The sequence below is a fragment of the Shewanella rhizosphaerae genome (assembly GCF_019457655.1).
GTDB lineage: Bacteria > Pseudomonadota > Gammaproteobacteria > Enterobacterales > Shewanellaceae > Shewanella > Shewanella loihica.
This window is the reverse complement of sequence record NZ_CP080420.1, coordinates 2130030-2148456: the sequence shown is the minus strand read 5'-3', so window position 1 is coordinate 2148456 and position 18427 is coordinate 2130030. Positions and strand designations below refer to the sequence as shown.

Genomic DNA, 18427 nt, shown 5'->3' with positions numbered 1-18427 from the left:
GATATACCTATCGTTTTCCCCCCGGTGCGTTAGCGCCGGGCAGCGGCTTCTCACCTTAACCTGGGTGATTTTTTTTCAAACAGACACTTGCGTCCTGCTTAGCCCTTGAGGCAGAGGCGACTCGGTGCCACAATAACCAAAAAAAGACCAGCAAGTAACAGCACTTGCCAGCAACGCTGACCGAAGTGACTGACACGAATAAGAGATCACAACGTTTCTGGTCAGACGTTACCTCATACGGAGAATCAGATTTTGACCCTATACGGTATTAAGAATTGCGACACTGTTAAGAAAGCCCTCAAATGGCTCGATGCCAACCAACAAGCTGTCACCTTTCACGACTTTCGCGTCGACGGTCTCACCGAAGCGCAGCTTAACACCTGGGTCGAGCAGATCGGCTGGGAAAGCCTGTTCAACAAACGCAGTACCAGTTTCCGTAACCTGAGCGACGCCGAGAAGGCCGACATAGACCAAGCCAAAGCCGTTGCCCTCATGCTCACCTATCCTACCCTGATCAAGCGTCCGGTGCTGGAACATCAGGGAGAGCTCAGCGTCGGTTTCAAGCCGGCACAATATGAGGAGATCTTCAACCGATGAGCCAGGATGTCCTCACGCTGGCACAGGATCTGATTGCCAGAGCCTCGGTCACCCCGCTAGACGAAGGTTGTCAGCCACTGATGGCCAAACGCCTCGCGGCCAAGGGATTTAATATCGAGCCTATGGTGTTCGAAGACACCACCAATATGTGGGCGCGACGTGGCGATCAAGGCCCGCTATTTTGCTTTGCCGGCCATACGGATGTGGTGCCAGTGGGCGATCTTAATCGCTGGCACACGCCCCCCTTCGAGCCCGTGGTGATCGACGGCTACCTTCACGGACGCGGCGCCGCCGACATGAAAGGCTCACTGGCCGCCATGGTGGTCGCCACCGAGCGTTTCGTCGACAAGCACCCGGACCACAAAGGTTCCATCGCCTTTCTGATCACCAGCGACGAGGAAGGCCCCTTCATCAACGGTACCACCCGGGTGATCGACACCCTGGAGGCCCGCAACGAGAAGATCACCTGGTCTCTTGTTGGCGAGCCATCATCTACCCATAAGCTGGGTGATATCGTCAAGAATGGCCGTCGCGGCAGCCTCACGGGTAACCTGACGGTCAAAGGGATTCAGGGCCATGTCGCCTATCCCCATCTGGCAGACAACCCCATCCACAAGGCCGCCCCCGCCCTGGATGAGTTGGCACGCATGAAGTGGGACAACGGCAACGAGTTTTTCCCACCCACCAGTTTCCAGATAGCCAATATCAATGGCGGCACCGGCGCCTCTAACGTGATCCCGGGTAGCCTGGAGGTGATGTTTAACTTCCGCTACTCCACCGAAGTTACCGCGGAGATCTTAATTCAGCGGGTGCTCAACATCTTAGATGCCCATGGGCTGGACTATGAGATCAGCTGGATCTTCAACGGCCTGCCGTTTCTCACCGACGCGGGGCCGCTGCTGGACGCCACCCGCGAAGCCATCTATGAGATCACGGGCACAGAGACAGACCCCCAAACCTCGGGCGGCACCTCGGATGGACGTTTCATCGCCCCGACTGGCGCCCAGGTGATCGAGCTGGGCCCGGTTAACGCCACCATTCACAAGGTAAACGAGTGCGTCAAGGTCGAGGATATCGAGCAGCTAGCCAAGGTGTATGAACGTATCCTGGAAAAACTGCTTTGCTAACCCCTGACGCCAATAGCCGTAAGGCCGCCGAAGCCCCTGCTAGCACTAGCGAGCAAATGGATTTTTACGGCGAAGGCTACTTGCCCCTGATGGAATGTCAGGGGCACAGATTGGCCCCCGAGTGCGCCGCCCAGTTCATTAAGATGCAGACAGCCGCCGCCAATGACGGCATAGAGATAGCCATCTGCTCCAGCTACCGCGATTTTGATCGCCAGTTAGGGATCTGGAATGCCAAGGCGAGTGGCAAACGGCCGGTATTGGACGCGGCGTCTCGGCCAATGGACATCAAGACGTTAAGTGACAACGAGTTGCTGGATGCCATCCTGCTCTGGTCGGCCCTTCCGGGCATGTCGCGACACCATTGGGGCACAGATCTCGACCTGTATGATGCCAAAAACATCAGCCGTGAGTCGTTACAGCTCATCGACAGCGAATATCAGCCGGGCGGCCCCTGTCATAAGCTGCATCTGTGGTTAATGGCAAATGCCGCCGAGTTCGGCTTCTATTTTCCCTATCAGTTAGGTCTCAGCGGCGTCAGCCCAGAGCCCTGGCACCTGAGCTATTATCCCCTCGCCGATACGTATCTGGCCGCCTTTGATACAGATAAGCTTAAGGCGCGGCTCGAGCAGGCGGATATTGAGCTTAAGGCCCCTATTCTCACCCGTCTGGAGGCGCTGGTTTCACGCTACGTCTATTTCGTCGCGCCCTCGCCAATCGGGCCGGTTAACCCCATTATCAAGAAGTGATTTCACATGAACCTCGACAGTTTTCGTCACAGTTTCAATCTAAACGGCCAGCAGATGAGCTATCTGGATATCGGTCAGGGGCCGGTGCTCCTGCTGGGCCACAGCTACCTTTGGGATAGCGCCATGTGGGCGCCGCAGCTCGCACACCTGAGCCAGCACTACCGCTGTATCGTGCCCGATCTCTGGGCGCATGGTCATTCAGATGTTCTGCCGAACGATTGCCGCTCACTCAAACATCTGGCCCAGCACTATCTGGCGCTGATGGACAACTTGGAGGTCGATGAGTTTTCCATTCTTGGCTTGTCAGTTGGCGGCATGTGGGGCGCCGAGTTGACCCTGATGGCGCCGCGCAGGGTGAAGAACCTGGTGATGATGGGATGTTTCCTCGGCTTCGAACCCGAAGTCAGCCGCGCCAAGTATTACGCCATGCTCGATGCCATGATAGCCGCAGGCCGGTTACCTGAGCCGCTGATTCAGCAGATAGCGCCGCTATTCTTTAGTGACAATGTCGAGCAGAAACAGCCTGAGCTTATCGCTTCCTTCAAGGCGTCGCTCGCTAGCATTGCGCCCGAGCGACTCGACAGCATATCGCGCCTTGGTCGCATCATCTTCGGTCGCCGCGACATCATGGAAGATATCGAACAGCTCACCCTGCCGACCCTTATCATGACAGGCACCCAGGACAAGCCCAGACCCGTGCTGGAGGCCTATCTGATGCACGATGCCATCGACGGCAGCGAGTTTTTGCATATCCCCGAGGCTGGGCATATCTCGACACTGGAACAGAGTGAGTGGATCAATCAGCATCTGAGTGACTTCTTCGGAAAGCACTTAGGATAAGGCGAACATTCAGGTCGACGGCTATCCGGATTAGCCCTAGTTAAGGGATAGCATCTAGACTGAGTAGACCAGCAGGGTAACTATTTGATGTTAGAATGCTGCCCTGCAAAATCTTCTTCATAGACATGATTTTAACTAAATGAAACTACTTAAACCTTTGTTCGACAACAACCGCCGCTGGGCCAACCGCATCCTGGAAGAGAATCCTAAGTTCTTTGAACAACTGGCCCAACAGCAAAATCCCGAATATCTGTGGATTGGCTGCTCGGACAGCCGGGTACCGTCGAACCAGATCATCGACCTCATGCCGGGCGAGGTGTTCGTTCACAGAAACATCGCCAACATGGTGATCCATACGGATCTCAACTGCCTCTCGGTACTGCAATATGCCGTTGAGGTGCTCCAGGTTAAACATATCATGGTAGTCGGCCACTACGGCTGCGGCGGCATCAAGGCCTCCATGGGCAATGATCGCCTCGGACTCATAGACAACTGGTTGGGTCATATCCGCGATATCCATCGCCTGCACGCCAAGGAACTGGCCGAGCTTGATGAGAAGACCCGCTTCGATCGCCTGTGTGAGCTCAACGTCATCGAACAGGTTGGCAATGTCGCCAGCACCACCATAGTGCAAGACGCTTGGGAACGCGGTCAGAAGGTGGCGGTACACGGCTGGATCTACAGCGTCGAAAACGGCCTGCTGTCGGATCTCGACGTCACGGTAGACAACGAGACCTTTGCCCGCCGCTAGGCTAAATTCTCCATCAGATACGGGCCATCTTGCTCTTTCGTACAGGCCTGCATCCCATTCAGAAGCGGCAATCTCAGCGCATGATGGTCAAATCATGCGCTATCGCTAAGTCCCCTCGCCTAAAAGCCAAAAAAAGCCGCTTATTTCAGTAAATATTCCTTAATAAACATCGCAGTTTTACACTCATCGCGTTTATAATTCGCTTTGATTTATTTTTCGCGCCGCGGGCGCAGCGAATGCTAAGGAACTATTCCATGCCTGGTTTTGAATTATTTGGTCCTGAAGAGAAGCAGGAAGTTGCTGACGTAATGGAAAACGGTTTTACCTTCCGTTACAACTTTGATCACATGCGTAATGACCGCTGGAAGACGCGTGAGATGGAGCAACTGCTCTGCGAAAAGATGAATGTCAAACACGCCCACCTGCTCTCGAGCGGTACCGCTGCCCTGCAGACGGCACTGGCCGCCGCAGGTATCGGCGCAGGCGATGAAGTGATCGTTCCTCCCTTTACCTTCGTGGCCTCTGTCGAAGCCGTGTTTATGGCCGGCGCCGTTCCCGTATTTGCCGAGATCGACGAGACCCTGTGTCTGTCACCAGAAGGCATTGAAGCCGCTATTACCCCACGCACCAAGGCAGTAAACCTGGTACACATGTGTGGCTCTATGGCCAAGATGGATGAGATCAAGGCTATCTGTGAAAAGCACAACCTGGTGCTGCTAGAAGATGCCTGTCAGGCCATCGGCGGTAGCTACAAGGGTCAAGCACTGGGCACTATCGGTGACGTAGGCTGCTACTCATTCGATTCTGTTAAGACCATCACCTGTGGTGAAGGCGGCGCGGTGATCACCAATGATGAGACCATCTATAACCACGCCCACATGTTCTCTGACCATGGCCACGACCATGTCGGTAACGATCGCGGCGCAGAGAGTCACCCTATCATGGGCCTGAACTTCCGTATCTCTGAGATGAACTCGGCGCTGGGTCTTGCACAGCTGCGTAAGCTAGACACCATCATCGACATCCAGCGCAAGAACAAGAAGCTGCTTAAAGATGCCATGGCCGAGCTGCCAGAGGTGAGCTTCCGCGAGATCCCGGATCCAGAAGGCGACTCTGCCGGTTTCCTAAGCTTCATGCTGCCTACCGAAGCGCGCACCCAAGAGATCAGCAAGAAACTGGCCGAAAACGGCGTTGACGGCTGCTTCTACTGGTATGTAAACAACTGGCACTACCTGTCAAACTGGAAACACATTCAAGAGCTTAAATCACCAGCCGCTCTGCCGATCACATTAATCGCCGACAAACCTGACTATACTCAGGTGTCTGTGCCTAAGTCTGATGCCATCATGAGCCGCACCATTTCGATGTTGATCAAGCTCTCTTGGACTGAAGAAGAGATCGCCCAGCGCATCGAGAACATCAAGCGCGCCTTCGCCGCTTAATTAGCGTCTCTCAAATTCCCTGTCGCAGCGGCCAACTCGGCCCTGCGACGTTACTTTTTACACTAGATGTCTCAATGGAGAATGCTGTAATGAGTTTTAAAAATTTCAAATGCGTACCAAAAATGATCTTTGGTCGTGGTTCTTTCGCGCAACTGGATACAGTGCTCGAGGAAGAGCGTAAGCAAGGCGACGATTTCGTGGTCTTCCTGATTGATGATGTGCATCAGGACAAGCCCCTCGCCCAGCGCGTACCCGCTAAGCCACAGGATCTCGTGATCTACGTGAATGTTGACGACGAGCCAACCACAGAGCAGGTAGACAACCTCACCGAGCAGGTGCAAGCCTTCAACAGCAAGCTACCTGTCAGCGTTATCGGTCTGGGCGGCGGTTCTACCATGGATCTGGCCAAGGCAGTATCACTCATGTTGACTAACCCAGGTGGCAGCGCCATGTATCAGGGTTGGGATCTGATCAAGAATCCAGCGGTTCACCATATCGGTATCCCAACGGTTTCTGGTACCGGCGCCGAGGCCTCTCGCACCGCGGTACTGTGTGGTCCTGTTCGTAAACTAGGTCTGAACTCTGACTACACGGTATTTGACCAGATCATCATGGACTCAGAGCTGATCGACGGCGTGCCGACAGACCAGTGGTTCTACACAGGTATGGATTGCTACATCCACTGTGTCGAGTCGCTACAAGGCACCTTCTTGAACGAATTTGCCAAGGCCTTCGCCGAGAAGTCGATGGATCTTTGCCGTGAAGTCTTCTTAGACGATCACCCAGAGAAAGACGACAAGCTGATGATGGCCTCTTACATGGGTGGCATGAGCATCGCCTACAGCCAGGTTGGTGCCTGTCATGCCGTTTCATACGGCCTTGGCTATGTACTGGGTTACCACCATGGTATCGGCAACTGCCTGGCGTTCGACGTGCTGGAAGAGTTCTACCCAGAGGGTGTGGCCGAGTTCCGTCAAATGATGGACAAGCACAACATCACACTGCCTAAGAACATCTGTAAAGATCTGCCAGATGAAACCATCGCTAAGATGGTTGCCGTCACCAAGAGCATGGGGCCACTATGGGCCAACGTCTATGGCGAAGGTTGGGAAGAGAAAGTCACAGACGAAATGTTGACTAAACTGTTCCGTCGAATCTAACCTGTAAGCTCAAGGTGTAAGGGGCTCCTAGTGAGCCCCTTCTCTTATGCACTGCGGCACACTGTAACTGATAGGTATATCCAAATGAATGTGACTCTGTTAATCCCAGCACGCTATGGCTCAAGCCGTTTTCCGGGTAAGCCATTGGCGCCGATTAACGGTAAGCCGATGATCCAGCACGTTTACGAGCGTGCGGCACTGGCAAAAGGCCTAACTGCCATCTATGTGGCCACCGACGATCTGCGCATCAAGGAGGCCGTTGAAGCCTTTGGCGGTAAGGTAGTCATGACAGATGCCAATGCTGCCTCCGGCACCGACAGAATCGAGGATGCCATCACCCAGCTTGGCTTGGCGGACGATGATCTGGTGATCAACCTCCAGGGCGATCAGCCGCTGATCGACCCTATCTCCATCGAACAGATCATCACACTGTTTGAGCGTCACCCTGGGGAGTTCGGCATGGCGACCCTAGGCTATGAGATCACCGAAGAGCATGAGCTTAACGATCCCAAGCACGTCAAGATGGTGTTCGACAACCAATTTAACGCCCTCTACTTCTCTCGCGCCCGTATCCCCTTCGGCCGTGACACAGACGACTATCCGGTTTACAAACACCTGGGCGTCTATGCCTACACCCGCGAGTTTGTCAGAACCTTCAATAAGCTGCCCCTTGGCCGTTTAGAAGATCTCGAGAAGCTTGAGCAGCTGCGCGCACTGGAACATGGCCACAGGATCAAGGTTGCCATCAGCGCCTTCGATTCGCCCGAGGTCGATACCCCAGAAGATATTCGCATCTGCGAAGCCCGTCTGGCGGTAGACTAGCCGTTACTGAATCAGGAGAGGGAAATAGCCATGTCGAGTCTCGAAGTCTGGCTCATCATCATCATAGTGCTTGGGGTGATTGCCAGTAACCTGGCGGTACTCAAATACAGCAACAAGTTTAAGATGACGCAATTTGGCAAGCCCCAGCATAAGCCTCAGGTAAAAAACCAAGGCGCTAATGACAAACATGGCAAAGATAGCGCAGGCAAAGATAGCCTAAACAAGGCTGACTCAGATAAAGCCAGCCCAGACAAAGCTATCGCAGATAAAGCTAGCGCAGATGAAAATAGTCGCTAGACTCAACAATTTCGTCTCGATACAGAAAAGGCTTACCCAGGTAAGCCTTTTTTATTGCCCATAATTTCTGAGCCTTATTTCGTCAGCTCAAACATTTCACTTTCCTATTGGAACAGCATAGCCCTGTGCCCCAATGGCTGGGTATCGTCCCGGCTCAGTACTAAGGTGTAATTGCCCGTCTGATCAATTGCCTGCGCATCCGACTGATACACTAAGGTCAGGGTGCCGTTATCCTCCTTGTGTACCAGGCTGATATCATAATCGCCCGTCGGCAGGTTGATCTGCGCCAGCTCGGTGAAGCTCAGGTAGGTCAGCTTATAGGCCGCCGTATCTATGGTCTCACCATCGCGCACTAAGTAGAGATCCAAGCTGTCGTAGGTGTCGATGAGATTGGCTACCGTCAGGGTATGCTCGAAGGCGTTCGGCCTGTGATCGTGGGCGATGGTCATACCCAGGGTTTCCCCAGCCTGATTATCATAGATAACTAAGGTCTTACTCTCATCCTGGTTGAAGGTCACCAGCAGGTTATTGGCCAGCAGATCAGCAGAACCTGTAGCGAACACGCTAACGCCATAGTCGTTATAATCTATCGCGCTGAAATCACTCAGGGTATGGGGCGAAAGCGCCTCCAGGTTAATATTCTGAGCATCGCTGCTCAGCTGAAGATCGAGCGATCGCGCCTGGTTCATGGCGTTGTAGACCCTGAACTCGGCGTCGGCATCTTGATTGACATACCCCACAGGCGTGCCGGTCGAATCGACATTATCCACAACTAACTTAGGCTCACCCGGACCGAAGCTGTTATGCAGCACCAGCTTATTGACCGTCTCGCTGGTTAACACCATGGTACTGGTGCGAAATACTGGCTGACTCTCGCCCGGCTCAGTCAGATAGAGCACATACTCCCCGGTATCCAGCATCACAGCCTCTGTGTTCTCTTTGTAGCTGAGGCTGCCCAGTAACTCAGCCTCGCTGAAGCTCGAACCGGCCTTGGCCAGGTACAGATCATAGGCCCCCTCGCCCATGGCCGCGTGCACCGCCAAGAGCTGCATCTTGCTCTCGTCGCTGTCGGCATCATCGTTGATCTCATCCATCTCGCTGCGTTCATAACGTATGTCTAAGTATTCGCTACTCTCATAGTCGCCGATAAGCACAAACAGGTGATTGTCGCCATCTTTGAGATCCAATGAGAGTTCATGCAGCTCGACCGTATCACCACCTACATCATAGCCGCGAATACTGACCTCGGCCTCTCCCAGCGCATACTGATAGCGAGGCAAGGCATCGCTAAACTCCACCGCGGTATAGGCATGATCATCCAGCACCAAGTGGGTCGCGACACTGTTGGGCGAGGCGTTATAGAACTGAATGTAGGCCGCGGCGTCACTGCTGGTCTCATCCGAGTCACAGGCGGCCGTCATCACAGCCACCCCAGCCAGCAGAACCAATTTCCAATTGCGTTGTTTAATTAACATAAATTTCCTTAACAGATTAATTACAAAGGCCTTACCTATGACAAACTTTTTGCGTCAAGAAACGTCAACCTGGGTAATAGACTGAAAAGGAGTGAATGCGCTGTGCATGCTTGGCTTTAGCTATGTCTAGCACCATGTCGGCTAGCGCTCTGGGCTTGCCTATCTGAAATGTAACTAAGCCTGAAAGTAAAGAACTCGCAAAGCAAAGAAACGGCTAGAAATACGGTGAAAACATAAAGGAGGTGGTGAAACAAAAAAGGCCAGCCCAGACAGGACTCGCCTTTTAGTTAGTGCTAATGAAATGCACAAGGTCCAGATATTAGCGTCACGTATTAGTCGCTATCGCCTGTTGCACTTACCATAAAAATAAGACCTTAAAATCAGGCCTTAAAGTCAGACCTTTAAACGAGCTGGCGACCAGCTAATACCTTGTGCACCTGGTTATGAAGAGAGACTCTTCACCCAGGCCTCGGGATCGGCGACGATAAACTGATAGCGATCACCATTGCTGAGGCTCACCTGGATCCCATCTGGCGTGATCGGTAAGATCCCGGCGCCCTTACCCCAACAGGTCTCCACCTTGACGATCTCTTTGAGTGGCAGGTGGTATGGGCCATAGAGGCAATTTGAGCTAAACGATTTGAAGTCGAGCGCCTCTCGACTCATGCTGAGGCGTCCATCGACTCGAATGGCGTTTTTCTGCAGTGTTGCAGGCGCCGACTTGGGTTGATGCTGCTTAGTCTCGATTGATAATGTCATCTGCATTCTCCCTGTTGCAACCAAGTTCTGTTGTCACTCTACTATATTCGCCGTCACTTGTTAATGAGACGTTAGTGGTCAAATTCCATTATTTAGCGATTTTGAATGAAGTTTTTTGCTTTAGTTTTTAAGAAGCTGTCAAGCTGACTATACAGTTCCAAAAACCATTGCAGCCGCTGAATCAAAACACAGATAGCCGTCTTACGGAGACAAAAAAGGCCAATCTTGTGATTGGCCTTTTAACTTATCTAGTCGGCATTTCTCAGGCCTGACTCGTGATGTTGATCTTGAGCAAGTTCGGCTTCCAATCGCTGACTGATCTCCTCCGGCGAACCGGTATTTCTGGCGATCAGGCCATAGGCCACCGGGATCACCAGCAGCGTAAAGAAGGTCGCCAGTATGATACCCGACAGGACCACCACGCCGATCACGAAGCGTGTCTCGGCGCCTGCGCCCTGGGCCAACACCAGCGGAATAGCACCGGCCGCCGTGGTGATCCCTGTCATCAGGATAGGACGAAGACGCTGGCTTGCAGCCTGGATGATCGCAGTATCGAATTCGATCCCTTTATCCCGCAGCTGGTTGGCAAATTCGACGATCAAGATACCATTCTTGGCCGCCAGCCCCACTAGCATGATGATGCCTATCTGGCTATAGATGTTCAGGCTCTGGCCTGTCACCCAGAGGCCGATTAGGGCACCCAAGGTGGCCAGAGGTACGGTCAGCATGATCACCATAGGGTGAATATAGCTCTCGAACTGGGCCGCGAGTACCAAGAAGACGATACCTAGGGCCAGCAGGAAGACGAAATACATCGAGCTGCCAGACTCCTGATAGTCCAGAGACTGCCCCTTATAGCTGATCACCGCCTCGGCCGGCAGATAGGTGTATGCCAGATTGTTGAGGTAATCTAGCGCTTCTCCCAGGCTATAACCATCGGCCAGGTTGGCCTCTATGGTTATGGCGCGCATACGGTTGTAGCGGTTTAGCTGACTGGCGTCGGCAAACTCCTCCACCGAGACCAGGTTCGCCAGCGGGATCAGCTCACGGCTGCGGTCCGAGCGTACATAGATGTTGCTCAAATCGCTGGCGGTATTCTGATTATCCCGGTTACCCTCGATGATCACGTCATACTCTTCGCCGTCACGCATGAAGGTGGTCACCAAACGCGAGCCCAGCATGGATTCGAGCGTGCGGCCTATATGCGAGATAGAGACCCCAAGGTCCGCCGCCCTGTCTTTGTCTATCACCACCCTCAGCTGAGGCTTGGTCTCCTGATAGTCGTGGTCCAGGCCGACCAGGTTAGGATTCTCCTTGGCCTTCTCCAACAAGATGTCGCGCCACTTGGCGAGCTCTTCATAGCTTGGGCCTCCCAGCACGAACTGCACCGGCTTACCCACGCCGCGGCCGAAGGCCTGACGCATCACGGGGAAGGCGCGCACACCGGCGAGATCCGACAGACGGGCACGAATGTCACCTATGATCTCAAAGGCGCTGCGACGATCCGCCCAATCTTCCAGCACGATAATCGCCATGCCGTTTGAGAAGTTGGCACTGCGACCAAAGCCGCGTGGCGCACGAATAAGCAGACGCTTGATGTCACCGCTGTCCACCAGGGGCATCAGGCGATTTTCAATTTCATCCATGTAGGGGCTGATATACTCGAAGCTTGCTCCCTGAGGACCGTTAACGATCAGGAACATCGAGCCTCTATCCTCCTGCGGCGCAAACTCCTGCGGCACCTTAGTCATCAGATAGCCGCTAAGCCCTAAGGCGATAACCACCAGCGAGCTGACGATAAAGGGGTGGACCATGGCGCGCTTAAGCGTCGCACGGTAACCGGCCGACAGCCAGTTCATGCCCGCATCTATCTTGCGCACCAGCCAAGGATCTTGCCCGGCAGGCTTAAGCAGCTTAGAGCACATCATGGGGCTCAGGGTCAGGGCCACCAGACTCGAGAAGATCACCGCGGCGCTCATGGCCACCGCAAACTCCTTAAAGAGTTTACCCAGATCTCCCTCAAGGAAGGTGATCGGCATAAACACGGCCACCAATACCAAGGTGGTCGCCACCACGGCAAAGGCCACCTCGCGAGAACCTAAGTAGGCCGCCTTGAGGGGCGAGTCGCCCTCCTCGATGCGTCTGTGAATGTTTTCCAGCACCACGATGGCATCATCCACCACCATGCCGATAGCCAGAATCATCGCCAGCAGGGTTAGCAGGTTAATGGTGTAACCCAGGGCGTAGAGCACGATAAAGGTCGCCATCAAAGAAACGGGTACCGTCAACGCCGGGATCAACATGGCGCGCACACTGCCCAGGAAGAGATAGATCACCACAATCACCAGAAACATGGCGATAAACAAGGTCTGATACACCTCTTTGATGGAGGCTTCAATAAACACCGAGCTGTCGTAGGAGCGTTTAATCTCCATGCCAGCAGGCAGTGTCGGATTGATCTTATCCACCAGGGCATTGGCGGCGCGGGCCACTTCCAGGGTGTTTGAGGTCGATTGCTTGGAGATCCCAAGGCCTATCATGGCCTCGCGGTTACCGCGGAAGGTAATACGCTCCTCTTCCGAATCAATCTCCACCCTGGCCACGTCACCCAGCTTGATGAGGTAACCATCTTCCCCTTCGGCCAGCACCAGATTGTTAAAATCTTCCGCCGTCTTGAAGGTACGCTCTAGACGCACGGTGAAATGTCTGTCCTGAGATTCCACCGAACCAGCCGGCAGTTCGACGTTTTCTGAGCGCAGCACAGATTCGATATCCGATACCGTCAGGTTACGGGCCGCCAGAGCCTGCCTGTCGATCCACACCCGCATGGCATACACCTTACCGCCACCGATACGAATATTTGCCACACCATCGATCACCGAGAAACGATCCACTAGGTAACGACGGGCATAGTCCGTGAGCTGCAGGGTATTCATCTGATCCGAGACCAGGTTGAGCCACATGATCACCTCATCGCCACCATTGGCCTTTTGCACCTCTGGGGGATCGGCCTCTTCCGGCAGGTTGTTGAGTAGACCCGAGATACGGTCACGCACATCGTTGGCCGCCGCCTCGATATCACGACCGACGTCGAACTCTAAGGTTACGGATGAGCGACCGTCGCTGCTGGAGGAGTTGATGTTGCGGATCCCCTCAACGCCACTGATCCTGTCTTCCACCAGCTGAGTGATGCGACTCTCCACCACGGCGGCACTGGCGCCGCGATAGTTGGTTTGTACCGAGACGATCGGCGGATCGATATTGGGATACTCCCTCAGTGGGAGTTTATCGAAGGAAACCAGACCGAAGGCGATTAATAACATGCTGATGACGGACGCAAAAACCGGTCGTTTTACCGACAAATCCGTCAAGATCATGCTAGCGGCTCCACCTTCGCTTGTTGGTTGAAACTGAAATGTTCGCTGTACTGCACCTTGACGGTATCGCCTGGGCGCACCTTGAGAATGCCGCGCACCATCACCTGCTCGCCAACATCGACGCCGCCGACAATCTCAACCCAGCCGCGTTTACGCAGACCTAGTTGCACCTGACGACGCTCGACCACGTTCTCATCATTCACCAGATAGACGAAGTGATCTTTCTGAATCGGGATAATCGCCGCCTCAGGGATGATGAGTGCTTCGCGGCTCTGCTTGATAAGCTTCACCTTCATCAACATGCCGGGTAGCAGACGCATTCCCTTGTTGGGGATCTCGGCTCGCACGGTCACGGCGCGGGTGGTCGGATTGATGCGGCTATCGACAGAGACCACCTTACCGGTGAAGAGCTCGCCTTCGAAGGCCACGGCGCTGGCCTCGACCGACTTACCTATCGCCAGAGACTGTAGGAAGCGCTCTGGCACGGAGAAATCCAGTTTGATGGTGGAGATATCATCTAAGGTGGTAATCACTGTACCTGGGGTTACCAGGCTGCCCTGACTCACCTGACGCAGGCCGAGGCGTCCGGAAAATGGCGCCAGAATGCGTCTGTCCTTGAGGGAAGATTCCGCCTGTTCCAGCTCGGCCTTGGCGGTATCGATAAGGGTCTGCAGCCTGTCGCGCTCCAGTGCCGCCACCGTCTGACTAGTGACCAGTGAGCTGATACGCGCCAGTTCGCGCTCATGATCTTTCATCTTCACTCGGGCCACTGTCACTCGGGCGATCTGCTCTCTGTCTTGCAAACGCACCAGAAGCTGGCCCTTATCGACCATCTGGCCGTCGTTGAAATTGATTTCGGTCACCATGTCGGTGACTTTTGGGGTCACTGTGATCGATTCGTTGGCCTTACCGGTTCCCAGGGCCTCGACCTCGTCACGAATCGGCTGCATTTCGGCCTTTGCCACTACCACATTAGGTGTAGGCCGCCCGCGTGGCCCCTTAGGCGTTTCGGTTTGCTGAGTGAAATAGTAGGTGGCGGCGCCCGCCGCTAAAAGCATTGAGATTATTATCGTTTTTTTCATCAATCTTCCGAAAGAATGCGCGTTATGTTATCGGTAGTTTACCTAGGAATATAAGTGCTTCAAGGCGTTTTACCTTTGCTTACAAACTTAACACACCATTTACATTTACGCCCGGCGAGAGCGACAAAAGAGTATGGTATCAATCACTAAATGATACGCGAGATCATCTATAGAGATGGGACTCTGTCAGCATAAGCAGTAGCTTTTCCTCGCTGACGGAGGGATTCATAAACTCCCCCTGTCCATAGTCGCATCCCAGGGCCCGCATCGTCTGATACTGCTCGCGGGTTTCAATTCCCTGCGCCAGGGTATCGATATTCAGCGTGCTGGCGAGATTGATGATGGTCTCCAAAATAACCTGGTTGTCATAAGCCATCTCCATGGGGCTGATGAGCCCCTGGGCTATCTTGAGGCGATCGAACCTGAACTCCTGCAGATATTTAAAACTGGCGTGGCTGGCACCTACATCATCCAGGCTCACCAGCACCCCGAGGGATTTTGCCCCGGCGATACAGCTAACGACCGCCTCAAACGAGGCGCCTAGGCTGGATTCAGGGATCTCTATGCCCATATAAGATGCCAGCTCAATGCCCTCCCCAGCCATTCTCTGCAGCTCATCAAACAGCGCACTACCGTCACCGGCGATGTTCACGCTGAGGCGAAATCCCTCGGGATAGGCGCCGTGATAACGCTTAAGATGAGCCAGGATAAGTTTAGCGACCACGGCATCCACCAGCTCGAGGGCGCCTTGACGGCGCAGCGGCGCCAGCAGTCGTCGTGGTGAGATGGTACCTAGTCTTGGATGCTGCCAACGTAGCAGCGCCTCTGCCCCTAGGAGTTTGCCATCCTTGAGCCGATATTGAGGTTGAAAACTGAAATAGAGCTCACCTTGATCTGCGGCCTGCTGAAACGCCTGACAAATCTGCGCCTCCTGCAGCTCTGCCTGCTCGCCACTTGTGAACACACAAAGCCTGTGCCGTCCCATCAGCTTGGCCCTTAACAGCGACTGATCACCCCGGCGCAGCAGATCCGTCACCTGCCTCCCGGGTGAGAAACAGGTCACCAGCCCCATGCTGACGGACAAGGTAAGCGAGATCCCGCCGAGATCTAACATGGCTTGCATCTGCTCTCGCAGCGCCTCTACCCGCTCCAGGCACTGCGCCTCTGAATTGATATCCACCAACAGCAGGCCAAACTGATCCCCCCCGAGTCGGCAAAAGGTATCCTTGCTCGCTATCGCGACATGGATGCGCTCGGCAAACACCCTGAGCAGCTCATCCCCCAGATGATGGCCATAGGTATCGTTAACCGCCTTAAAATGGTCGATATCGAGTAGCACCAGCCCAACGCCAGCAGCAGATGCTGCGTCGCCACAAGTATCATTCAGTTTGGCGATGGCCTGATTGAGCCGGTCGATAAACAGAGTGCGATTGGGCAGGCCAGTTAAGCCATCATAGAGGGCCATCTCGGTGAGATTAGCTTTGAATTTCATGCGACTGATGGCGTTACGTATATGCTTGGCGGTAAACACCAGCAGCTGTTGATCTGCTTCGCTATACCTATAATCACCATGATAACTCTGCACCACGACGATGCCGCGAAACGCCTCGTCGCCAAAGGGCACCCCGAGCCAAGCCGTTGGCATGGCACCATTGATCACTATCTCCCCCTGATCCACCAACGCCTGAATCTGCTCTTCATGGGCCAACAGCGGCCGATTCTTAAGCAGCGCATAGCCAGTGATCCCAAGACGGGTCGGTAACAGGGGCAACTCGGCATCTTCTACAAGCTGATCGTACTGATCTACATGGTAGGGAAAGTGCAAGGTTTGGCCATCATCGCTGAGCAGCGCCACATAAAAGTTGTCAGCCTTGAGCAGGCGGGCGATACAGGTGTGCAGCTTCTGGTAAAAGGCCTTGATGGAGTCGGTCTCGAAGATGATCTCGGCGATGGCAAACAGGGTATCTTGGATCTTGCTGGCATATTCCAGCTCGGCCACCCGTTTTTGCAGCGTCACCAGATTATTGGCTCTGTGTATCTTCAGCGCCGCGATAGAGGCCAGCGCAAACAAAATTCGCTCATGCTGGGGGGTATAGAAATTCTTCTTTGGATGTTCGGTATCTATCACTCCGATCACCTCACCCTCCATCAACATGGGCACGGCGAGCTCGGAGAGCCTTGGGGCATCATCGACGATATAGTTGGGGAACTGCCGGGTATCGGTAACATTTAGGGGCTGCTTGGTCTTGGCCACGGTACCAACCACCCCTTCCCCCAGCTTGAGCTCTATGGGCGCGAGGATCTCATGGCCGCTGGGATTCTTGTCGCCAAAGCTGGCCTTCTGCATCAATACGCCCCGGGCGGGATCCAGCAGATAGACGACCACATCATCGAACCCCAGCTGGGAGACCACATTTTGCGCCAGATGCCAGAGGATCTCATCCACGCCGCTCAGAGAGAGCATGTCGATGGCAAACTCACTGATGATCTTAAGATATTTTGCGTCTACATCCTGCAGCGGCACCTTAGCTGGCATCTCAACCTCGGCAGATATACTCCATCAAACTAATGACCAACAATCTCACTAACTATATGGCATAGAAGGCCTGCTCGCCATCTACAACCACACTAAAGTAGATGCACTAAATAAGACAGATCTAAGGCGGGCACCTTTGCTTTAAACACGTGGTTAAAGGAGAGAGAGCAAGGAAGAGGTACGGCCTGACAGGAATCCATACTCAGGCGTGATGGAGCTAAAAAATGCGCACAAAAAAAGAGGCCTTTTGGCCTCTTATTTCATCTAACCGTTTCTCTGACTGAGTCGAACTTATCTAACCTTGCGGTCTTCACTCATCAGCTCGGCCATGCCATCGTAGACAGCCTCAACCACTTCATTGCTCACAGGACTATCTTCCTTATCTTTGAGGTAGATGCGAGTCTTAGAAGTGTCGCTCTTGTCTTGCTCAATCTGCAGACGATAAGAGCCCTCTTCCATCGGCAGCTTCTTATCGCTCCACAATGAACTCCAGAAGCCAGAATCGTCGCTCACATTGATATAATAGAGTCCCTTGTTACTATCCATATCGACGATCTCAAAGCCCAGCTCAGGCAGTACGATACGCAGACGGTCCCAGGTGCGGCTGTAGCTGGCGTCCGCCAACCAGAAGCTCTGCTCTGGCGTCTCGTTTTCGGCAACGGCAGGCGCCTTAACCAGATCCACATCGATACCCAGGCTCTCACGCAGGCGCTTGGCCTTAATCGCCTTAGCACGCTTGACGCTCATGTAAGCGATGGTGTTGTTAAGCATATCTACCGTATAGCGGCGCTTGTCTTCACCGGTAAGCAGGATATCCTGGGCCTTACCATCGAAGCTCTCTTCGTGATCAATCAATTCGATAGCAAGGTTACCGCTGCGGCCGTGAGGACGCACGTTGACGCTGAAACGATAGCGTTGACGCACCGAATATACTTCATCGGAACCCCACAGAGATGAATCGATAACTTCTTGATTTTCAATCCAATCAGTTTCAATCACACCTGTATCTCTATCCTCTTTGAGGATCTTGATCTCGTGCTGACTAAAATATTCATCCAAGATGCTGAACAGCTCACTGCGCAGATCGATATCGTTATCGATAGACTCGACCACGATCTTGATGCTGTCGCTTGACTCCTCCACATGGGTACCTTCTGCCATCGGCAGTACCTGAAGCGGTGGACGAATATCAAGTTTCTTGCCAACCAAGGTCTTATCGACCTTACTGCCGACCTCTGGAATATCGAATTCGGTATTGTATTTCGGCTGATTCAATCCAGCTGGGATCACCAGTTTGGGCTGAGACGTCACATTGGCGTATTCGTCATCGCCGTTAGCCTGGCGTCTGTCGATAGGCGTGCTGCAGGCCGTAACGGCGGCAACCAGTAAGATTGGGGTGACTTGCTTTAGCATCTA

General features: G+C 53.7%; 15 protein-coding genes. 9 read left to right on the top strand and 6 right to left on the bottom strand.

The window, feature by feature from the left end; all coding sequences use genetic code 11:
- The first annotated feature begins 252 nt into the window (after positions 1 to 252).
- The 9 genes from K0I63_RS09630 (at position 253) to K0I63_RS09590 (ending at position 7782) form a co-directional block, all read left to right on the top strand.
- Positions 253 to 597, top strand: coding sequence for an ArsC family reductase (locus K0I63_RS09630; protein WP_011865661.1), 345 nt, complete (start codon positions 253 to 255; stop codon positions 595 to 597).
- Positions 594 to 1724 carry a succinyl-diaminopimelate desuccinylase gene (dapE, locus tag K0I63_RS09625; RefSeq protein ID WP_220083266.1) on the top strand — a complete coding sequence of 377 codons (1131 nt, stop codon included), beginning with the start codon at positions 594 to 596 and terminating at the stop codon, positions 1722 to 1724. The genes K0I63_RS09630 and dapE overlap by 4 nt, the downstream gene beginning before the upstream one ends.
- Positions 1718 to 2470: a M15 family metallopeptidase gene (locus K0I63_RS09620; protein WP_220083265.1), complete on the top strand. Its 753-nt coding sequence runs from the start codon at positions 1718 to 1720 to the stop codon at positions 2468 to 2470. Before dapE ends, K0I63_RS09620 begins: the two co-directional genes overlap by 7 nt.
- A gap of 6 nt (positions 2471 to 2476) precedes the next feature.
- Complete coding sequence (locus K0I63_RS09615; protein WP_220083264.1) at positions 2477 to 3310, top strand: alpha/beta fold hydrolase; 834 nt, start codon at positions 2477 to 2479, stop codon at positions 3308 to 3310.
- Between the two features lie 139 nt (positions 3311 to 3449).
- Positions 3450 to 4061 carry a carbonate dehydratase gene (gene can, locus K0I63_RS09610; RefSeq protein WP_011865657.1) on the top strand — a complete coding sequence of 204 codons (612 nt, stop codon included), beginning with the start codon at positions 3450 to 3452 and terminating at the stop codon, positions 4059 to 4061.
- A 254-nt stretch (positions 4062 to 4315) separates the two neighbouring features.
- Positions 4316 to 5503, top strand: coding sequence for an 8-amino-3,8-dideoxy-alpha-D-manno-octulosonate transaminase KdnA (gene kdnA / locus K0I63_RS09605; RefSeq protein ID WP_011865656.1), 1188 nt, complete (start codon positions 4316 to 4318; stop codon positions 5501 to 5503).
- 89 nt (positions 5504 to 5592) lie between these two features.
- Entirely contained in the window at positions 5593 to 6663 is a 1071-nt protein-coding gene (gene kdnB, locus K0I63_RS09600) for a 3-deoxy-alpha-D-manno-octulosonate 8-oxidase KdnB (protein WP_011865655.1), read from the top strand.
- A gap of 84 nt (positions 6664 to 6747) precedes the next feature.
- On the top strand, positions 6748 to 7485 hold the full coding sequence (gene kdsB, locus K0I63_RS09595) for an 8-amino-3,8-dideoxy-manno-octulosonate cytidylyltransferase KdsB (protein ID WP_220080651.1): 738 nt from the start codon (positions 6748 to 6750) through the stop codon (positions 7483 to 7485).
- A gap of 30 nt (positions 7486 to 7515) precedes the next feature.
- Positions 7516 to 7782 (top strand): DUF2897 family protein, encoded by a 267-nt coding sequence (locus K0I63_RS09590; RefSeq protein WP_220083263.1) that lies wholly within the window; start codon positions 7516 to 7518, stop codon positions 7780 to 7782.
- A gap of 104 nt (positions 7783 to 7886) precedes the next feature.
- On the opposite strand, the gene K0I63_RS09585 is transcribed toward K0I63_RS09590, so the two are convergent.
- The 6 genes from K0I63_RS09585 to bamC all read right to left on the bottom strand — a co-directional run bounded on the left by K0I63_RS09585 (position 7887) and on the right by bamC (position 18424).
- Positions 7887 to 9257, bottom strand: coding sequence for a hypothetical protein (locus K0I63_RS09585; RefSeq protein WP_220083262.1), 1371 nt, complete (start codon positions 9255 to 9257; stop codon positions 7887 to 7889).
- 441 nt (positions 9258 to 9698) lie between these two features.
- Positions 9699 to 10016 carry a hypothetical protein gene (locus K0I63_RS09580; RefSeq protein WP_011865651.1) on the bottom strand — a complete coding sequence of 106 codons (318 nt, stop codon included), beginning with the start codon at positions 10014 to 10016 and terminating at the stop codon, positions 9699 to 9701.
- 248 nt (positions 10017 to 10264) lie between these two features.
- Positions 10265 to 13393 (bottom strand): efflux RND transporter permease subunit, encoded by a 3129-nt coding sequence (locus tag K0I63_RS09575; RefSeq protein ID WP_220083261.1) that lies wholly within the window; start codon positions 13391 to 13393, stop codon positions 10265 to 10267.
- Positions 13390 to 14475 carry an efflux RND transporter periplasmic adaptor subunit gene (locus tag K0I63_RS09570; protein WP_144199126.1) on the bottom strand — a complete coding sequence of 362 codons (1086 nt, stop codon included), beginning with the start codon at positions 14473 to 14475 and terminating at the stop codon, positions 13390 to 13392. The genes K0I63_RS09575 and K0I63_RS09570 overlap by 4 nt, the downstream gene beginning before the upstream one ends.
- A 163-nt stretch (positions 14476 to 14638) precedes the next feature.
- A complete protein-coding gene (locus K0I63_RS09565) occupies positions 14639 to 17011 on the bottom strand; it encodes an EAL domain-containing protein (protein ID WP_220083260.1) in 2373 nt (790 codons plus the stop codon).
- Between the two features lie 291 nt (positions 17012 to 17302).
- Positions 17303 to 18424 carry an NlpB/DapX family lipoprotein gene (bamC, locus tag K0I63_RS09560; protein ID WP_220073788.1) on the bottom strand — a complete coding sequence of 374 codons (1122 nt, stop codon included), beginning with the start codon at positions 18422 to 18424 and terminating at the stop codon, positions 17303 to 17305.
- Positions 18425 to 18427 lie beyond the last annotated feature (3 nt).

Coding starts and splice junctions, on each gene's coding strand:
- K0I63_RS09585 (WP_220083262.1), bottom strand. CDS start 9,257: ATGTTAATTAAACAACGCAATTGGAAATTGGTTCTGCTGGCTGGGGTG.
- can (WP_011865657.1), top strand. CDS start 3,450: ATGAAACTACTTAAACCTTTGTTCGACAACAACCGCCGCTGGGCCAAC.
- dapE (WP_220083266.1), top strand. CDS start 594: ATGAGCCAGGATGTCCTCACGCTGGCACAGGATCTGATTGCCAGAGCC.
- K0I63_RS09615 (WP_220083264.1), top strand. CDS start 2,477: ATGAACCTCGACAGTTTTCGTCACAGTTTCAATCTAAACGGCCAGCAG.
- K0I63_RS09565 (WP_220083260.1), bottom strand. CDS start 17,011: ATGCCAGCTAAGGTGCCGCTGCAGGATGTAGACGCAAAATATCTTAAG.
- bamC (WP_220073788.1), bottom strand. CDS start 18,424: ATGCTAAAGCAAGTCACCCCAATCTTACTGGTTGCCGCCGTTACGGCC.
- kdsB (WP_220080651.1), top strand. CDS start 6,748: ATGAATGTGACTCTGTTAATCCCAGCACGCTATGGCTCAAGCCGTTTT.
- K0I63_RS09590 (WP_220083263.1), top strand. CDS start 7,516: ATGTCGAGTCTCGAAGTCTGGCTCATCATCATCATAGTGCTTGGGGTG.
- kdnA (WP_011865656.1), top strand. CDS start 4,316: ATGCCTGGTTTTGAATTATTTGGTCCTGAAGAGAAGCAGGAAGTTGCT.
- kdnB (WP_011865655.1), top strand. CDS start 5,593: ATGAGTTTTAAAAATTTCAAATGCGTACCAAAAATGATCTTTGGTCGT.
- K0I63_RS09575 (WP_220083261.1), bottom strand. CDS start 13,393: ATGATCTTGACGGATTTGTCGGTAAAACGACCGGTTTTTGCGTCCGTC.
- K0I63_RS09570 (WP_144199126.1), bottom strand. CDS start 14,475: ATGAAAAAAACGATAATAATCTCAATGCTTTTAGCGGCGGGCGCCGCC.
- K0I63_RS09580 (WP_011865651.1), bottom strand. CDS start 10,016: ATGACATTATCAATCGAGACTAAGCAGCATCAACCCAAGTCGGCGCCT.